An 18,883-nucleotide genomic window follows, 5' to 3' on the forward strand; every position below is an offset into this window, starting at 1 on the left:
TATTTGATAGGCTTTTTTATTTTAGCTATTTAATGCTTTCCTTTTTTTTCCGGTAATGTGTTCTATCTTAATTAAAAAAACAATTGGGGTGTCTCCTTTAAAAATTTTACTGGAAAACTCGCTGATAAAATCTAGTTTGGTTTGCTCTTTTTCCATAACCACATCCTTAACACCCAATGAAAACGCATGAAGATACGCCTTGGCACCGCTACCAAATTGCTGCTCGAATTTACCGTGGACCAATACCGATTTCCAATGGTTAACCGTTGAGATTTCTGCAACCTGAAGGGATACGGCGTTGTTTTTTCTCATGGCTATTATTTTATGGCCTTCTCCCGAATAACAAATAATAGCGTTGTTAACCTGATCGAAATAATAGGTAATGGGCACCACATAAGGCTTGTTTTGATAGATGTACGACAAATGCCCTATATAATTGTTTTCAAGGATAAAGAGACTTTCTTTTAAATCTAAATTTTTTATCATTGCATTTTTATTTTAAGGCGACACACCTAGTTAGACTCAAGTAAGTTATTCAATATTTGGGTTTTAGAATATGATATTAGTCAGTTTTAATTTCTATTAACGTAATTTCCGGTCGCATGCCCAACCTCCCGGGAAACCCTAACCAGCCCAAACCACGATTAACATGTAAGTATTGGTCTTTCTCATTGTATAAACCGGCCCAATGTTTGTATTTATACTTAATAGGACTCCATTGCAAATTTTTATATTTAAAAGCGGCTTGCATGCCATGGGTGTGTCCGGATAAGGTTAACGCGATATCGGTTTTGCCAACCACTTCCTTTGTCCAATGTGAAGGGTCGTGGGATAATAATATTTTAAACGGAATGGTTTCAACGTTTTTAATGGCTTTTTGCAAATCGCCATATTGTTTGAACGGCGGATGTCCCCAATTTTCGACACCTATGATGGCTATTTTATCGTTATTCTCTTCAATAATATCAGATTGATTGAGCAACAGGTTAAAACCAATGTCCTTAAAAAAATCCTTAATCGCATTAAAATTTTCTTGCTTTTCTTTTTTGGAGTTCCACCTACTATAATCTCCGTAATCATGGTTGCCCAAAACGGCATATTTGCCCATAGTAGCCGATAATTTCCTGAACACTCTACTCCATCCGCGTAATTCCCAAGCATAATTGTTTACCAAATCTCCAGTGAATAAAATTAAATCTGGTTTCAATTGGTTAATCTTACTTACGGCACGATTTAAAATATGAAAACGATGGTTGAAACTACCTAAATGCGCATCCGAAATTTGAACAATTCTTAAGTTTTCGAAGGCTTTTGGTAAGTGATTGAATTTAATTTCGACGTGATAAATTTTAAAATTGTAAAGCGATTTAAAAATGCCAAAAGCTATCACGAAAAAAGGTAAAAATCCGAAAAATAAGGCTATAAGCGGAATGATTAAAATCGATTCTTTTTCTGAAAAAACAAAGTTTGTAAAGAATAAAATCGATATCACAATAACAAAAATTATTTTAGGGATAAATGAAGATATGGTTAAGCCGTATAATGACGATATTAGCAGTTGTTTTCTTCTGGGGTCAATTGCGTTCAACCTCACTTTTAATATGATTATGGATATAATAAGCCCGATGGTGAACACCCAAAATGTGATGTGGATAGCGTGTCTTAAAAATGCCGATGTAATAAGTTTGGTTATAGATTGCAGCCAATAAAAAGCAAAAACATCTATTAATAAGATGGCCAAACATAAAAGTAAAATGGTAAATAGTGAGTAGCTTCGCATTATAGAGTGTTACGTTTTTTATCTTCTTTTTTAAGTCGACGTTTGTCTTTGAATGCCCAATAAACCCCTTTGACATCTGAAGCCCAATTATCGTACATTAAAATAAGCATAATTTCTTCAAAAGTTTCTAAAAGACCAATACCTATCATAATATAAAACAAAGCGTACTCTGGTGAAAAAAATAATGCCCATAAAATAAAAACACTTTGCATTATCGCCGATAGTTTTGCCAAATATGTATGAAACGCTGTTGCTTTTCCATACTTTAAATAGGCCATTATCATTTGAACCACGTATGGCGTAAAGGCAATAAGTACAAGCACGAGGTTGCTTTTGATAAAATCGGTTTCAAAATAAAACAGACCAATAAGACCGACAATCAATGTAATCTGATCGCCAAAGGAATCCAACTGCGAACCTCTAGGGCTTGTTATTTTGAGCCTTCTAGCCAAATAACCATCAACGGCATCGGTTATATAACTAATCAGTAAAAACCATGCAAAAAGCTGCCGTTCATCAAGCCATAATAATAACACAAGAAAAGGTGCCGCTACAACTCTATAAAACGAAAACCAATCCGCAATATTAAAGTTCTTGAAGGTAAGCATACTATTATTTTTTATAAAATTAATGGATACCTTCTGGTTTTAATATGAGAGATATCAGTTTAACCCTAAAAAAATCAATAGTAGAGGTAGAGTTATTTTTTGATTTTTGATGATCAACGCATATCATAGCGAAGTAATCGTAAGGCGTTCAAAACTACCACGATTGTGGATCCTTCGTGAAAAGCTACGGCCAATCCAATGTTTGTCAATCCTAAAATAGTAACCGGAACCAATACTATAACCACGCCCAAACTTATTAAAATGTTTTGTTTTATAATTTGTTTGGATTTTCGGCTTAAGGCAATGGCATAAGGTAATTTCTCGATTTTATCGGACATTAAAGCCACATCGGCAGTTTCTAAAGCCACATCGCTACCTGCGGCTCCCATGGCAATGCTTACCGTACTTAAGGCCATGGCGGGGGCATCATTTACACCATCGCCAACCATGGCTACTTTTTTGTTCTGTTCTATAAGTTTTTGTATTTCTGAAACCTTGTCCTCGGGCAATAAATTCCCCTTAACATCTGTGAGTCCTATTTGTTTAGCAATGGCATTACCTACGTTTTGATGATCACCGGTAAGCATTATCATGCGTTTAATACCAATTTTTTTCAATCGTATTAGGGTTGTCGCTGCGGTTTTTCGGGGTAGGTCCATAACACTAATTAATCCTATAACCTCATTTTTAAAGGCTACAAGCATGACGGTATGGCCATTTTCCAAAAGGTTTTTCATTTTTGAGATAACCGTTTTGCCCACTTTAATGCCGGCATCTTCCATGAGCTTTACATTTCCTATAAATACTTCTTCATTTAAATAAATAGCGCGAATTCCTTTTCCTTGAATGGCGTTTACATGCGAAGCTTTATTTTGAGACTCAATATTGTATTGTGTTTTTATATCTTTTGAAATGGCCTTTGCCAGCGGATGATTGCTTAAACTTTCAACATTTAAAACGAGTTTGACAAATGCTGTCTCATCAAAATCATTAAGCGGAATTACATGGGTTAATTTAGGTTTTCCTTCTGTTAATGTTCCAGTTTTATCAAAGGCAATGGTTGTGATTTCCCCCAAATCTTCCAACGCTTTTCCACCTTTAATCAATATGCCTTTTTGAGCCGCCCTAGCGACACCACTTAACACAGCGCTAGGGGTTGAAATAGCTAAGGCACAAGGGCTTGCGGCCACCAAAACCGTTATGGCTCTGTACAGACTGGTTTCAAAACTTTCATCTAGAATGACATATGCAAAACACAATAGGAAAACCACCAATATTACTATGGGAACATACCACTTCTCGAATTTTTTTGTTAGTTGCTGTGTGGGTGATTTTTGGGTTTCAACATCTCTAACCATTTTAATTAAACGGGATACCGTAGAGTCTTTGCTTAATTTTAAAACTAGAATTTCAAGAACATTATCTCCATTAATGGTACCTGTATAAACCACATGGTTTTTATCGATGGTATTAAATTCAGGCAGATGGGTTGTATTTTCAATAGGTGTTTTGTCAACGGGGATACTTTCGCCGGTTATTGGTGCTTGGTTTACGCAGGAACTACCACTTATTACAACACCATCGGCTGCGATTTTTGTATGGGGTTTTACAACAATAATATCGTTTATTTTTAAGTCGTCTATAGCGACTTTTATAAGTTTTCCATTTTTTTTAATATGAGCGGTTTTAGGAGATAATTCGTTAAGGGCTTCAATAGATTTTTTAGCTTTGTTCATGGCGAAATGCTCTAAAGCATGCCCAAGGCTAAACAAGAACAACAATAGCGCTCCTTCTGCCCAACTACCAATATAAGCGGCACCTGCAGCAGCGGCAATCATTAAAAAATCGATATCAAAACCGCCTTTAATGATTTTTTTTGAGGCCTCAATCGTTATAAAATAACCACCAAAAAAATAAGCTATCATATAGCCCGTTAAAGCCAACCATTCGTTTACATGAGTTAGCCTTTCTATTAAAAACCCTATCAACATAAAAATGCCACTTAAAATAGCAAAATAGAGCTCTGATTTATTTCCGAAAATTTTACTGTGATTGTGACCTTTCTCTTTGTTGTTTTCCATTAAAAGCGTGTTCCTATTGGTTTAAAAATAGGCAATTTTTAAAGATTTCAATAATAAAAAATCATTCGTGTTTAGAAGGTTCATTTTAAGCTGTTAGGTTAAAAAAACGTGCTGTATTATGTATTGCTTTTCCCATCAAGATTAACTTTTAAGTCTGGAATCTTAATGAGTTCTATGGTTGTAGATGCTAAAACAACTTTGTTATTGGTGTTTTTAATGGCTTCACCAATTTTATCGTTTAAAATATGTTTTGTGTGGCGTCTTTTTTTGTAATCAACAATGTACCTCAGGTTGAATTGAATCCAATTATCGGTTAATGTAATTGCTAAAGTAGGGTCCACCACGGCATCTTCAATATAGTATTTGTTAACTATTTCTTTCCATTTTGATTTTGAATTCTTTGTAAAATCAAAAAGTGTTTCCGAAGCAATTTTAATAACGATGGATTTTGCCAGTTCAATATCAGAACCGTATTTAATTGGTAAGTTGAATTCATCCCAAATAAAAGGAAAGTCTTGCGAATAATTGTAAACCGGCCCTTTAAAAACAAAGGCATTGCTCAGTTTTACAATGCGTCCACTATAGTTATCGCTGCTTACCCATTGCCCAATTTCCATCATGGTGGTGTACATGCTATCAATATCTATAACGTCTCCTTTAATACCATTGATTTCAATGCGGTCTCCAGGCTTGTACACTTTTACAATAAAGATGTATAAAGACCCAGCAATGCTTAAAATGAGCTCTTGTAGCGTAAAGGCAATACCCGCTGAAAACAGGCCTATAGCCAATGTAAAGTCTTTGATGTTACCTGTAAAATAGGAAAAGGACAAAATGACCAAAACAATGTACCCAATAATTTCTATGCCTTTTTGGGACTTGTAACGCGCAGAGGTATCGGTGACGTTTTTTCTTAAAAACCGCCTTACAATTTGAATTATAATAAGTACAAAAGCAACCAGCAGGATATATTTAAATATGCTGTAAAATGTTGGGTTGGCATCAAGCCACTTTAGTAATTGTTCCATTTTGTTATTTATAAATCTTCATAAAATCGCAATTTGTTATGCAAGGTATTTATTTCGTTTTTTAAACTTTCAACTTGTTTTAATAAATTGTAAATAACATCGACACCTTCTAAATTTATATCCAAATCGTAATGCAAGCGCATCATTTTTTCAACCTCTTTTATTTGGGTGGTATGGATATAAAAAACATCTTTTTCAACAATTATTTCTATAAGCTGAAATTCTTGCAGCGTGTTGATAAATGAAACAGGAATGTTATAACGCTTACAGATTACTTGTATGGGTATTAAATCTTGTGTTTCCATTACGAACGCAGTTTTTGTAATTGTTTGATGAGGGCCTTCTCTTCCGAAGTTAGATTTGTGGGTAGTTTAATTTGATAGGTAATGTACAGGTCTCCAAATTGCCCTTCTTTTTTGTATTTAGGAAACCCTTTGCCTTTCAGTTTTACCTTTGCACCGTTTTGGGTTTCTGGCTTAATGTTTAATTTTACTTTTCCGTTAAACGTATCAATCATAAGCTCTCCGCCCAAAAGGGCATTATATACATCCAAATCTACAGTGGTGTGAAGGTTGTTTTTGTCTCTTTTAAAATTGGAGTGGTTTACAATGGAAAACTGTATGTATAAATCGCCATTGGGTCCACCATTTACCCCTTTGCCACCATGCCCTTTTATTTTAATGATTTGCCCATTTTCAACACCAGCAGGAATGGTAATCCTGATGTTTTTATTATTTACGGTTAAGGTGCGTTTATGGGTGGTGTAAACATCTTTTAGGTTTAGTTGTAATTCAGCATTAAAATCCTGACCTCTAAATTTTACCTGTCTGCCACCAGCGCGGGACGATGCGCCACCAAACATGTTTTCGAAAAAATCTGAAAAATCTTCTTCAGTGTAGCCTCCAAAGTCTCTTTGAGTGCTGTATTGTCGTGAATGTTGTTGTTGCTGTTTTGCCTTGTCGTAGGCTTCACCGTGTTGCCAATGCTCGCCATATTGGTCGTACTTTTTTCGGTTTTCGGGGTTGCTCAACACCTCATTGGCTTCGTTGATATCCTTGAATTTTTTTTCTGCAACCTTATCGTTTGGGTTTAAATCCGGATGGTATTTACGTGCCAACTTTCGGTAGGCTTTTTTTATTTCGGCTTCGGTAGCTTTTTTTGAAACTCCCAATATTTTATAATAATCTATAAATGCCATTGATTTGTTTTATAGGTTTAAGTTTTTTTATTGATAATAAATGCTAGAACGTCTTCATTGGGTTGCTCGCTTTCAATTCTAAATTCTGTAGTGTTATAAATATAAGCATCTTAAATGATTTTAGCAATACTTCCCAAATGGTTTAAATGCACTGAAGCGCTTCTAATAGTTATGTTCTTAATTCAATATCAAGTTTGGCAAGTAGTATAAGCTCAGATTTGTTTATGCCGGAAAAAGCATGTGCAATCTCCGAAGCCGTTTTTAAAATCAAGCGTTTTACTTTGTTTGTAAATAAGTGTTTTTGTTCGTTTTTATAGGCTATAAAATCATTAAAACACGCCTTGGCATCTAATTTGTTTTCATTATTCAACCAGTCAAAAACAATGTCTATTTGGTAAGCCGCATCGGTTTGGTTAGCGTCTTTGGTAACATCAACATTTAGCCAATGTTTTTTTACCAATTCCTTTAGTGTGTCGTACTCGGCGTCTTCCACTTTTTTGTCTGCAGCAGCAATGGCATAAAATAGTTTACCGAGGTTTTGGTAAAAATTAATAAAGGTCTTTTTTTTGGTTTCCATTTTTGCGTTTATCAACTAATTAATGGATTAAAGTTACATAGTAATTGTATATTTACTATGATATAAATCAGTAGAAAGCAAAAAATATGAGAATTTTCTCCTACCTTTGAAACACTGTCCGTAAAGCTCCAGTTTTATGTTTAACCAAGATCAAGAAATATTTAATATTCTGCTCGAAGCCGTTTCCGAGGGTGTTATTATAGTTGATAACCATCAAAAAATCATGGAGGTTAACTCATTTGCGGAAACAATTTTTGGATATGCTAAAAATGAAATCTTAGATAAAGAACTCAATTTACTGATACCTTCTCATTTCCATTCGAGCCATTCCGTATATTTTGAAAAATTTGTTAAAAGAGGCAAACGCAGAAAAATGGGCGAAGCGGTAGATATTTTTGGCTTAAAAAAAGATGGCACCGTTTTTCCTGTAGAGGTTGAATTAAACCCGTTTACCATATATAACAAAACCTACGTTATGGCTATGGTTAGGGATATTTCCGAAAAGCAAAAGATAGAAGAGAGAACCCAACAACTGAAAACCGCTTTGAGCAAAGAAAAAGAATTAAATGAGTTGAAAACTCAGTTTTTATCCTTGGTGTCGCATGAGTTTAAAACACCGTTAAGTGGCATTTTAACCTCTAGCCAATTATTGGGCAAGTATACCTTAACCGAACAGCAGGAAAAACGCGATAAGCATATAAAAACGATTACAGATAAAGTACACTATTTAAACAATATTTTAAACGATTTTTTATCATTCGAAAAATTAGAATCGGGTAAAGTAAACTACAGGTTTGCCCATTTTAAATTAAGCAAAGTGATAAATGAAGTGGTCTATAACGCCAACATGCTTTTAAAGGAAGGGCAGCAAATAAACTACCCGCAGGACATTGATGATTTTTCGATGTTTCAAGACGAAAAAATCACTGAATTAATACTGTCCAATTTATTGTACAATGCCATTAACTATTCGCCAGAGCATACTACCATAGATATAGAGGTTAAACAAAACAGCGAAACAACAACGTTTAAAATTAAGGACCAAGGTATAGGCATACCGGAAAAAGATCAGAAACATATTTTTGAACGTTATTTTAGAGCAGAAAACGTTCTAAATACCCAAGGCACCGGAATTGGATTAAATATTGTTAAAAATCATTTGGAAAATATAGGCGGCACAATAAGCTTTTCGAGCAAAGAAAACAAAGGTTCTACCTTTATAATAACGTTTCCAAATACAGCACAGCAATAAAATGCGACTAACTAAAACGCGATTAAATCAACATAATTATTATATTTATATTGTGTAATTTCTGATGGGTGTCGGGATAAAAAACAACAATTAATAGCGCATGAAAACAGTTTTACTTATTGAAGATGATGCTGTTTTAAGAGAAAATACGGCAGAACTTTTAGAACTATCAGACTATAAGGTTATTACAGCTTCAAATGGTAAAGCGGGCGTTGTTATGGCGAAAAAGCATGTGCCGGATATTATTGTTTGCGATATTATGATGCCCGAAATGGATGGCTATGCGGTGCTTAAAACCCTGTCAAAAAGTAAAATCACAAAATACATTCCTTTTATATTTTTATCAGCCAAAACAGAACGCAGCGATGTTAGAAAAGGCATGAATCTGGGCGCAGACGATTACATAACTAAACCGTTTACCGAAAGCGATATTATTAGCGCCATTGAAAGCCGTTTGGCAAAAGTTTCCATTTTACAGGAAATAAAGAGTAATCAAAAAAAACAAGTATATCTACCCAATGAAAATGAAATAAAAACATTAAACGATTTAAAGAATTTTTTTGAAGACCACGGCACTGCATTCACCTTTAAAAACGAAACTGTTATTTACCGCGAGGGCGAGCACTCAAATTATATTTATTTAATAAGCAAAGGTGCTGTAAAATGCCACCAAATTAACGAGTTGGGCAAAGAACTGGTTACGGCTCTATATAAAGAAGACGACTTGTTTGGATACCATTCCTTTACCCAAAACACGCCCTATAAAGAAACCGCAACGGCTATTGCCGATACCAAGTTGATTGGAATTTCAATGGTAGCGTTTAAAACCTTGCTCGACCAAAACCAAAAAGTTGTTATGGAGCTTATAGAGCTGTTGGCAAATAATCTTTCATCAGTAAAAGAGGAATTATTGCAAATGGCATACAGCACGGTTAACCAAAAAACGGCAGCCACTATTTTAAGGTTTGCCGAAAAAATAAACCGCAAACCCGACGATGTTATAAAAATTTCCCGGAATGATTTAGCTAGTGTTGCGGGTATTGCCCCGGAAACCTTTATTCGAACTTTGGCGCTCTTTAAAAAACAAGGCATTATAAAAGCAGATGGTAGAAATATTAGCGTAATTGATATTGAAAAATTAAAAAACATCAATAGCAGTTAAATATCAAACGCGGCTAAAAATGATTAATATCATTTCGTACCTAGGGTTAACCATGTAATTTAGTGTTTGTAAAGATGATTTCAGATGAAAAATATATTACTTCCCACAGATTTTTCAGAAAATTCATGGAATGCTATTAAATACGCTATTAATTTTTTTGAAAAAGAAGCTTGTAACTTTTACATGCTGAACGTAAGTAGGTTTGATAATTTTATGAATAGCGACAGCCCTTATGTAGCTCCAGGAGAAACTATAGAAGAGGCTTATACCAAACCGGCAAAATTGCAGCTGCGTAACATTTTAAAACGCATTAACAAAGAGTTTTTACCCAATAAAAAACATAAGTTTTATACCCTTGCGGATTATAATTTTTTTATAGAATCTGTTAGAAAACAGGTTGAAGAAAAAAAAATAGATTTTATTGTAATGGGCACCAAAGGCGCTTCGGGTTTAAAAAAAATTATTGTTGGAAGCAACACGGGCGATGTTATTACCAAAGTAAAATGTACCACTTTGGCAATTCCTGAACAGGCCAAATTTGTTAGGTTGGAAGAAATAGCGTTTCCAACAGATTTTTCGTTAACCTACGATATACAAATACTAGAACCGCTTTCAGAAATTTTAGAAAACCAACAATCTACATTGCGCATCCTTCACATAAGTAAAAAGCGAGCAGATCTGGACAGCGATCAGCATAAAAACAAAGAACTGTTGGAAGATTATTTTATTCATTTTAAGCCTAGTTTTCACTATCTAACTAACAAAAAAGTTGAAGATGCCATACAATGCTTTGTAGAAAGCCGAAGTATAAACATGATTTGCATGGTGGCAAAAAACCTAAATTATTTTCAGCAAATATTGTTTCACTCTAAAGTTGAAGCAATAAGTTATCATACAGAAGTGCCGTTTTTGGTACTGCACGAAAAAAACTAAAACACTATGGACCATTCAATTTTTTTAGCCAAATTTTGGGGTTGGTATCTTATTATTTTCTTTTTAATATTAAGTTTCAAACCAAAACGCATTAAACAGTTTTTTAATAATTTGAACGATGAAAAACATCTAACCATCTCATCGTTTATTGCCATAATTATGGGTTTGTTAAATATTTTGTTTCATAATATTTGGGAGCCTAATTGGAAACTTGTAATTACGCTTATGGGATGGATAACGCTTTTAGTTGGCTTGTCATTGTTTATAGTGCCAAAGCGTACCATTACGGTTTTAAAGTTTATTAATATAAAACTGGTACAGCTTATTTACACCTTGTTATTTCTAATTGGATTGTTTTTACTTAATATGGTTTATGGTATTGTACCCGTTTAATTTTCAAACTGATATATATCATTTCCTATTTAAAAATAGCAACCTAAATTAGCATTATAATTAAGGAGTTCTTTTACAGAGTTATAAAAATATAGGTATTGTTGTTGAAAAACGGCACTATCGAAACAAAGTGTTTCAAGCTATTATTTGGCAGGAAAACCGCAATGTTGCCTTTAGCAATAAAGGGTATGTTGTAGAAAACCGAAAAGTTAGATGATGACATTAAATACTTTGGAAAAACAGGAAGCTTGGGTTTCCTGTTTTTTATACAAAATAGCGTTTTCATTGGAAGATGTTTAACGCTGATTTAGAAATATTTGATACTATTTATAACCGAAGACTTAGTATAACTAGCGTTAGGTATATTAATCATTAGGAAGGTTTATTGCTGAAATCAAATATTTTTAATGGGAAACAGGAAGTTTATGCTTCCTGTTTCTGTTTTATGGTGGCTATTAATCAGTTTGCATTTTTACTAATGTGAATTGAAAAAGGGGATGTTAATAAACAGCCCCTTTTTTAGTTTTTATCAAATCCAATCAAACGGGTTTTAATCTGATATATATCATTGTATTGGCACAATATAGTATTTAACTTTAGTTGTAAATATAACGCCATGAGAAAAATACTAATACCTACCGATTTTTCTGAAAACGCCATCAACGCCATACAATATGCCGTAGAATTATTCAAATATGAAATTAGCGAGTTTTATTTCATGCATGCCTATCAAGATGATATTTATGCAGACGAAGATTTATTGGACCAAGAATCTTTGGATAACGTTACAGCAATTATTAGCAAAAACTCCGAAGAAAAATTAAAAAGCACCCTAAAGTTTACCCACAGTGTGTCTCCAAACCCAAGGCACACGTACCATAGTATATCGTCCAATAACTTGTTGGTTGACGAGGCCAATAAAATTGTGGATGAGCAAAATATTGATATTGTTGTAATGGGAACCCGTGGTAAGACAAACGATAGAAAACTAACTTTTGGAAGTTACACTTTACAGGTTTTAAAATATGTGCAATGTCCGGTTTTGGCCATTCCGGAAAATTATAAATACTCCCAACCAAGGCATATTCTTTTCCCAACAGATTACATGATACCGTATAAAAGGAGAGAGCTAAAATTACTATGCGAAATAGCAGTTCCTTTTAGGGCCGTAATAGATATGCTTTACATTTCTACGAGCAATAAATTATCATTAAGGCAAAAAGACAATATGGCGTTTATTGAAAGGGAATTGTGCAAAAACACCATTAATTTTAAAATAGAAAACAGCAAGCATATTATTAATGCCATTTACAAATACATTACAGAAAACAACACCGACATTTTGGTTATGGTAAATACAAGATATTCTTTTTTGGAGAGTATGTTGTATCAATCTACCATAGACGAGTTGAGCTTAAATCTGAACATTCCGTTTTTGGCATTGCAAAATATGAGACGCAGTTAACAATCCATTAAAATTTTAAAAGCCATGAAAAAAATACTTCTTCCCACCGATTTTTCTGAAAATTCCTGGAATGCCATATCCTATGCTTTACAGCTTTTTAAAAACGAAACCTGTAAATTTTATTTGCTGAATACCTACACGCCAATAATCTATCACGTAGAATATGTATTGGTGCAACCGGCGCAATTTGGTTTGGTCGATGCGGTTAGGGAAAACTCCTTAAAACGGCTAAACGATTTTAAGGAGAAAATGACAGCAACGTTTAAAAATCCAAAGCATAGCATAGAAACTATGGCGGTTTTTAACACGCTTATTCCCGAAATTAAGGATGTTGTTGAAGAAAAAGAGATTGATTATATAGTTATGGGAACCAAAGGCGCAACGGGTGCCAAAGAGGTTTTGTTCGGAACAAATACCGTACATGTTTTTAAAAACGTAAAATGCCCGGTAATAGCCATTCCTGATGGCTTCGATTTTGAAATACCGCAAGAAGTTCTATTTCCAACAGATTATGAAATCGACTATAAATACCATCATATAAAACCCATATTAAACATCGTGTCACTTTATAATTCCCGTGTAAATGTTTTAAATGTGTCTTATGGTTACGATTTGTCCGAAACCCAAAAATCACATAAAAAAACATTGGAAACCTATTTTTCGGATAATGAATGCTTATATCACAGTGTAAGTAATCAAAAGGTTCCGGAAGCAATAACTAAATTTCAATTAAGGAAAGAAGTGAATTTATTAATAATGATTAACAATAAACGGTCGTTTTTCGAGAATTTGTTTTTCAAATCTAAAATAAACCAAATCGGGTTTCATTTAAACGTTCCGTTTTTAGTCATTCCAGCAAAAACAATAAAAAAACATTAAAATAAAAAACAATGAAACGCCATATTTTACTTCCAACAGATTTTTCGGATAACTCATGGAGTGCCACAGTGTACGCCTTAAAGCTTTATGCCAACGAACCGTGCACCTTTTATTTTTTAAACTCCGTGAATATTAAGGTTTCTAAGCTATCCAACCTTTCAAACAAATTATTGAAAATAATGCGAGAAGACGCCAAGACCGAGTTAAAAGATTTAAAGGCATTGGCCGAAACCAGTACTGCCAACCCAAATCATGATTTTAAAACCATTTTAAGTTCAGAAGATTTATTATCCGCTGTAAAAAATGCGGTTAAAAAATGGCAAATCGATCTAATCGTTATGGGAACAAAAGGCGCCACCGGTGCAAAAGAGTTTTTCTTTGGCAGTAATACCGTACGGGTTATTAATAGCTTTAGAAATTGTCCCGTTTTAATTGTGCCGGAAGAGTACGATTTTATCACACCAAAACAAATTGCTTTCCCAACGGACTACAACCGCTTTTATGGAATGGACGAAATAGAGCCGTTAACAAAACTAGCAGATTTACACGACTCTAAAATTAGAATTGTACATATAAATGAAAAAGAAGAACTCAGCGATATCCAGGAATATAACTTGATGATTTTACAAAGCCATTTAAACAATCATGATTACAGCTTACATTGGATGCCCAAGTATGATAAAAAAACGGCAGAAATCAACGATTTTATTGAAGAACTGGATATAGACATGTTAGCTATGGTGAACTATAAACAAAGTTTTATAGAAAAAATAGTTAACGAACCCATTATAAAGAAGATAGGATTTAAACCCACCATTCCGTTTTTGGTGATACCGGAATAAGTTGATTGGGTCACGTTCACCAACTTGTCAAATTACATTAAAACGACTTAACAACCTTAAATTTTACAGCCTTGACCATGAAACCAGCTTCAATAGAAATTATTAAATCCTCTGGTGAAAAAGTAAAGTTTTCATTGGATAAATTAAAAGCATCCTTAAAACGCACTGGCGCAGATCATCAAACGGTCAATCAAATAGTTGATAAGGTTAGGGACGAACTTTACCAAGGCATTTCAACAAAAGAAATCTATAACAGGGCGTTTTCATTACTAAAAAGAAAGAAAAGCCATTTTGCATCAAAATACAAACTTAAAAAAGCCATTTACGAGCTGGGACCAACGGGTTTTCCTTTTGAGCGTTTTATAAGTGCCATTTTGCAATATTCTGGTTATGAAACCGAGGTTGGTAAAATTTTACAAGGCAAATGCGTAACCCACGAAATTGATGTTATAGCGCAAAAAAACAATGAAACCACGGTAATAGAGTGTAAGTTCCATAATGAAGAAGGCCTTAATTGCAATGTAAAAATACCGCTTTACATAAATTCACGCTACAACGATATAAAGTCCCATTGGCATGCCAAAGATAAAAACAAATCCACGCTTACCAAGGGTTGGGTGGTAACCAACACGCGTTTTACAACAGATGCGATACAATATGGCAATTGTGCAAATTTGTATTTATTGAGTTGGGATTACCCCGAAAATGATGGCTTAAAAGATAGAATAGACCGATTGGGATTGTACCCAATTACGGTTTCAACATTGCTAACCAACAGGGAAAAACAGTTTTTGTTAAGTAGAGATGTGGTGCTGTGCCGATCACTAATTGGCGATGCGTTTTACTTGGACCATTTAGGGGTTTCTGAAATACGAAAAGAAAAAATACTGAATGAAATAAAAATGCTTTGTAATCATTAATAGCTATGGAAAAGTTTGTTAAAATCAATTTTTTGGGAGCAGCAGGTGTTGTAACGGGTTCTAAATTTCTTTTGGAAACCTCGGAAAAAAACATATTGATCGATTGCGGCATGTTTCAGGGCTTAAAGGAATTAAGGGAGCTTAATTGGAGCAATTTACCTATTAATGTTGAAACCATTGATTTGGTTTTGCTTACGCACGGCCATTTAGATCATGTTGGGTATTTGCCACGATTAATAAAACAGGGGTTTACAGGTAAAATTATAGGAACGGCACCAACTTTGGCTATTGCTGAAATTATTTTAAATGACAGCGCTAAAATACACGAAGAAGAAGCCAAAAAAGCAAACCAGGAAAAATACACAAAACACCATCCGGCTTTACCTTTTTACACCAAGTTTGAAGCAGAAAAAACCATTGCGCGGTTTCAAGTTGGAATACCCGACAAATGGGTTACCCTATCCGGAAATATATCGTATCGATTTAAGTACAACGGGCACATTATTGGCGCTACTTTTATCGAATTGGATATTAGCGGAAAACGCTTCGTGTTTTCGGGCGATATTGGCAGACCAAACGATTATTTGTTGGATAGCCCCAAAAAACCAGAATGGGCAGACTTTTTATTTGTTGAAAGTACTTATGGCAATAAATTGCACCCAGATGAAAATATTGAAGCCCTTTTATCCAAACTCATCAAAGAAACCATTCATAAAAAAGGGAATTTAATCATTCCAAGTTTTGCGGTAGAACGCTTGCAAACACTCATGTATTTACTTTGGAAACTCTACAGGGAAAACAAAATACCCAACATTCCTATTTTTATAGATAGCCCTATGGGAAATAATGTTTTGGAGGTTTTTAACCGATTTCCGAAGTGGCACAAATTATCAATGGCCGACTATAACGCCATGTGCAATCATGTAAATATTATTCAATCTTATAAAGAAACTTGGGAAACTATTGACGATAAACGCTCTAAAATAATTATTGCAGGTAGCGGCATGGTAACGGGTGGTAGGGTGCTTACCTATTTGCAACAACTTATAGACGAGCCTTCAACAACCGTATTATTGGTAGGCTATCAAGCCGAAGGAACCAGAGGCAGGCAGTTACAGGAAGGCGCTCACGAAATACGCTTTTTCGGAAAATACTATCCGGTAAAAGCTACTATTAAGTGTGTTGAAAGTCTATCGGCACATGCCGATCAAAAGGATTTGCTCGATTGGATGGGCAACATAAAAAACATACCGGAAACCGTGTATTTAATTCACGGCGAATCAACTGCTTTAGATGCCTTTCGGGTTAAAATACAAGACACGTATGGTTGGCAGGTTAAAATACCGAAACTCACTGATGTTGAAAAAGTAAGGCTATAATTTTTAAAATCATTACCAAAATGAAAAAACAACAAACATATACCAGCTTTAGTCGTACTAAAACCATTGAAGAATTGCATTACCATATTTTGAGAGATATAGCCAATCTTGAAAATATACAGTTTGAACTAAAATTTTATAAATCTTTACTAAGCAAATCCATTTACAAACCCCAAGAAATGAATTTATATGAAAACTTGGTTAAATACAAACGAGAATTACATGTTTTAAAAAAAGACAATAAGGCTTTGCTGAGCGAGTTAAATTTACATACCAATCAAATTGAAAAGATGAAGTTTGAGGGTTTGGTTTGTGATAACATTGTCATAAAAAAGCACGACGATTTAGAGCTAAATATATTCAATTTTAAATCTGAAATTTTCGACTTTAAATTTAGACTGTTTCAATATCTAGAAAGTGTTTTTATTCCTTAAACAAACGTCGTAAAATACATAAAAAACGCTGTAAATGGCTGATATATATCATTGTAAAACCACTTTGCTATAAATATATTAGTGTTGTAATTGTACGTTTAACTTAAAAATATAATGTTATGTCAACACTTTTAAAACGCAGAAAACGAAATAGATTATCGCCATTTGAGAGCAGATTATTAACGCCTTGGAACCATAATTTATTAAGACCTTGGGGAAGCAGATTGTTTAACCCAAATTTGAATAACCTTTCAAGATTTGACGATGTTTTTGATGATGCATTTTTTGCAGATGATAGTTTAATGCCAGCTTTGAACGTAAAAGAACAAAAAGAAGGTTTTGAAATTGAATTTGCAGCTCCCGGGTTTAACAAAAAGGATTTTGAAGTTACCATTGAAGATGATGTGCTTCATGTTTGCGCAGAAAAGGAAATGGAAGACGAGCAAAAGGAAGATGATTATTCCCGTAAAGAGTTTAGTTATGAATCCTTTAAAAGATCAATGATGCTTCCGCCTTCGGTAGATTTAAACCAAGATGTAAAGGCATCATATAAAAATGGCATTCTAAAATTAAAGTTATTAAAGCAAGACAATGTTTTGGAAAAAGAAATTCCTAAAAAAGTTATTGAAGTGCTTTAGCAGCTTGTTTAAGGCAGAACGTAATTGGCTTATAAATTACTTTCTGCTTTTTTTTAATCTTAAAATAACTTAAAATGAAATACTTAAAACTATTCGGGGTTTTCTTATTGCTTGCTAGTTGCTCAACAACACAATTGGTTGAAAACTGGAAAAATCCAGATATTGATATTTACAACCCAAGTAAAATTTTAATTGTGGGTGTGACTTCAAATTTAGAAGCGAGAGAACAATTTGAAAACAAATTAAAAGCAGAATACGAATCTAGAGGCATAGAAGCAGTAACGGGTTTAGAGCAATTTGAAGCGTCGATCACCTCAGAAAAACAGTCGGAAGAAGAATTAAAACGGTTAGAGAACAACCTTATTGCAGACGGGTTTGATACTATTTTATTCACAAAGGTAATTGGAGTAGAAGACAAAATTTCGTACAGAAATGATTATCACCAATATGATAATACATATAGGAGGTTTAGTGAAGATTATTTAAAATATCAAGATGCCTTTTACAACCCGGAGTATTATAACGAATATACCGTTTATCATGCCGAAACATCTATGTATTGCATTTGCCCTACAAAAGACAGGGAATTAATTTGGAAGGGTTATATAGATATTATCGATCCAGAATCTGTGAAAGAAACCGTAAACGATTACGTTAGGTTGGTTATGGTGGTTTTAGAAGAACAACAACTTACCAATCCAAAACCATTAATTGATGAAACCAATACAGAAGCTATTAAATAATAATTGAGGTAATGATAAACAGCACGATTGCCCTCAATTTTAAAAATTTATAAAATATATGGATATGTATAATTTATGCTTATTTTGAGTACTGAATTTTTCAAAAACCATTATCTTTACAAAAGTGAGTAAGCTAATATCCATATCGTTGTCTTTTGTTATCCTGATGCAAAGTTTTGGGTTTCATATTAATGATATTGCTCAGATAGATGAATTTATTGAGCATGCGAAATTCCATAATGAACAATACGGAGATAACGTTTTTGTGTTTATCTCAAAACATTACGGAGAGCAAAAAAAAGACCATGAAAAAGAGCAGCATGATGGAAATGAAGATCATGAGCAATTGCCTTTTCAGCATCAAACCCACATAGCTTCAATAACGGATTTTGTATTAAACACCTATATTCAAGTATTGAAAACACCCGAGTTTTCTGAGTTTAAAACACATCATTTTTACTATCAAGCAACTTCCTCTTCACTTCACGTAGACGGACTTTTTCAGCCACCACAGTTGGTATAAATAATCACAGGCCTTTTTATTTTTTGTTGCAAGTCAATTCCCCCGACC

At 34.1% G+C, this 18,883-nt stretch carries 21 protein-coding genes; 13 read left to right on the forward strand and 8 right to left on the reverse strand.

Annotation, left to right across the window (positions count from 1 at the left end):
• Positions 1 to 21: 21 nt before the first annotated feature.
• The 8 genes from ACN5J7_RS13440 to ACN5J7_RS13475 form a co-directional block, all read right to left on the reverse strand.
• Complete coding sequence (locus ACN5J7_RS13440) at positions 22 to 486, reverse strand: pyridoxamine 5'-phosphate oxidase family protein (RefSeq protein WP_418604308.1); 465 nt, start codon at positions 484 to 486, stop codon at positions 22 to 24.
• Positions 487 to 562: 76 nt separating this feature from the next.
• The gene (locus ACN5J7_RS13445; protein WP_418604309.1) at positions 563 to 1,780 is read right to left on the reverse strand and encodes a metallophosphoesterase; all 1,218 of its coding nucleotides are present in this window, start codon (positions 1,778 to 1,780) and stop codon (positions 563 to 565) included.
• Positions 1,780 to 2,388, reverse strand: a complete 609-nt coding sequence (locus tag ACN5J7_RS13450) for a CDP-alcohol phosphatidyltransferase family protein (RefSeq protein WP_418604310.1) — start codon at positions 2,386 to 2,388, stop codon at positions 1,780 to 1,782. The genes ACN5J7_RS13445 and ACN5J7_RS13450 overlap by 1 nt, the downstream gene beginning before the upstream one ends.
• 113 nt (positions 2,389 to 2,501) lie before the next feature.
• Entirely contained in the window at positions 2,502 to 4,469 is a 1,968-nt protein-coding gene (locus tag ACN5J7_RS13455; protein WP_418604311.1) for a heavy metal translocating P-type ATPase, read from the reverse strand.
• Positions 4,470 to 4,585: 116 nt separating this feature from the next.
• The gene (locus ACN5J7_RS13460; protein ID WP_311942788.1) at positions 4,586 to 5,497 is read right to left on the reverse strand and encodes a mechanosensitive ion channel family protein; all 912 of its coding nucleotides are present in this window, start codon (positions 5,495 to 5,497) and stop codon (positions 4,586 to 4,588) included.
• A gap of 8 nt (positions 5,498 to 5,505) precedes the next feature.
• Entirely contained in the window at positions 5,506 to 5,802 is a 297-nt protein-coding gene (locus ACN5J7_RS13465; protein WP_311942791.1) for a chaperone modulator CbpM, read from the reverse strand.
• The gene (locus ACN5J7_RS13470) at positions 5,802 to 6,695 is read right to left on the reverse strand and encodes a DnaJ C-terminal domain-containing protein (protein ID WP_418604312.1); all 894 of its coding nucleotides are present in this window, start codon (positions 6,693 to 6,695) and stop codon (positions 5,802 to 5,804) included. The genes ACN5J7_RS13465 and ACN5J7_RS13470 overlap by 1 nt, the downstream gene beginning before the upstream one ends.
• Positions 6,696 to 6,864: 169 nt before the next feature.
• Complete coding sequence (locus ACN5J7_RS13475; protein ID WP_311942798.1) at positions 6,865 to 7,272, reverse strand: hypothetical protein; 408 nt, start codon at positions 7,270 to 7,272, stop codon at positions 6,865 to 6,867.
• Between the two features lie 136 nt (positions 7,273 to 7,408).
• Between ACN5J7_RS13475 and ACN5J7_RS13480 the strand changes: the two genes are divergently transcribed.
• The 13 genes from ACN5J7_RS13480 to ACN5J7_RS13540 all read left to right on the forward strand — a co-directional run bounded on the left by ACN5J7_RS13480 (position 7,409) and on the right by ACN5J7_RS13540 (position 18,835).
• Positions 7,409 to 8,524 carry a PAS domain-containing sensor histidine kinase gene (locus ACN5J7_RS13480; RefSeq protein WP_311942802.1) on the forward strand — a complete coding sequence of 372 codons (1,116 nt, stop codon included), beginning with the start codon at positions 7,409 to 7,411 and terminating at the stop codon, positions 8,522 to 8,524.
• Positions 8,525 to 8,624: 100 nt separating this feature from the next.
• Positions 8,625 to 9,686, forward strand: coding sequence for a response regulator (locus tag ACN5J7_RS13485; RefSeq protein ID WP_311942806.1), 1,062 nt, complete (start codon positions 8,625 to 8,627; stop codon positions 9,684 to 9,686).
• Between the two features lie 84 nt (positions 9,687 to 9,770).
• The gene (locus tag ACN5J7_RS13490) at positions 9,771 to 10,619 is read left to right on the forward strand and encodes a universal stress protein (protein ID WP_311942809.1); all 849 of its coding nucleotides are present in this window, start codon (positions 9,771 to 9,773) and stop codon (positions 10,617 to 10,619) included.
• A 6-nt stretch (positions 10,620 to 10,625) separates the two neighbouring features.
• Positions 10,626 to 11,012, forward strand: coding sequence for a hypothetical protein (locus ACN5J7_RS13495; protein ID WP_418604313.1), 387 nt, complete (start codon positions 10,626 to 10,628; stop codon positions 11,010 to 11,012).
• Between the two features lie 616 nt (positions 11,013 to 11,628).
• Positions 11,629 to 12,477 carry a universal stress protein gene (locus ACN5J7_RS13500; protein ID WP_418604314.1) on the forward strand — a complete coding sequence of 283 codons (849 nt, stop codon included), beginning with the start codon at positions 11,629 to 11,631 and terminating at the stop codon, positions 12,475 to 12,477.
• A 24-nt stretch (positions 12,478 to 12,501) separates the two neighbouring features.
• Positions 12,502 to 13,356: a universal stress protein gene (locus ACN5J7_RS13505; RefSeq protein ID WP_311942821.1), complete on the forward strand. Its 855-nt coding sequence runs from the start codon at positions 12,502 to 12,504 to the stop codon at positions 13,354 to 13,356.
• 11 nt (positions 13,357 to 13,367) lie between these two features.
• Entirely contained in the window at positions 13,368 to 14,198 is an 831-nt protein-coding gene (locus ACN5J7_RS13510) for a universal stress protein (RefSeq protein ID WP_311942823.1), read from the forward strand.
• Positions 14,199 to 14,275: 77 nt separating this feature from the next.
• Entirely contained in the window at positions 14,276 to 15,118 is an 843-nt protein-coding gene (locus ACN5J7_RS13515; protein WP_311942826.1) for an ATP cone domain-containing protein, read from the forward strand.
• Positions 15,119 to 15,123: 5 nt separating this feature from the next.
• Positions 15,124 to 16,497: an MBL fold metallo-hydrolase gene (locus tag ACN5J7_RS13520; protein ID WP_311942829.1), complete on the forward strand. Its 1,374-nt coding sequence runs from the start codon at positions 15,124 to 15,126 to the stop codon at positions 16,495 to 16,497.
• Positions 16,498 to 16,517: 20 nt separating this feature from the next.
• A complete protein-coding gene (locus ACN5J7_RS13525) occupies positions 16,518 to 16,931 on the forward strand; it encodes a hypothetical protein (RefSeq protein ID WP_311942835.1) in 414 nt (137 codons plus the stop codon).
• Positions 16,932 to 17,050: 119 nt separating this feature from the next.
• Positions 17,051 to 17,569: an Hsp20/alpha crystallin family protein gene (locus ACN5J7_RS13530; RefSeq protein ID WP_311942840.1), complete on the forward strand. Its 519-nt coding sequence runs from the start codon at positions 17,051 to 17,053 to the stop codon at positions 17,567 to 17,569.
• 74 nt (positions 17,570 to 17,643) lie between these two features.
• The gene (locus ACN5J7_RS13535) at positions 17,644 to 18,312 is read left to right on the forward strand and encodes a hypothetical protein (protein ID WP_418604315.1); all 669 of its coding nucleotides are present in this window, start codon (positions 17,644 to 17,646) and stop codon (positions 18,310 to 18,312) included.
• Positions 18,313 to 18,436: 124 nt separating this feature from the next.
• Entirely contained in the window at positions 18,437 to 18,835 is a 399-nt protein-coding gene (locus tag ACN5J7_RS13540) for a hypothetical protein (RefSeq protein ID WP_311942847.1), read from the forward strand.
• Positions 18,836 to 18,883: the final 48 nt, after the last annotated feature.

It is taken from the genome of Hwangdonia sp. (assembly GCF_048381975.1).
In the GTDB taxonomy this organism is placed as follows: domain Bacteria; phylum Bacteroidota; class Bacteroidia; order Flavobacteriales; family Flavobacteriaceae; genus Hwangdonia; species Hwangdonia seohaensis.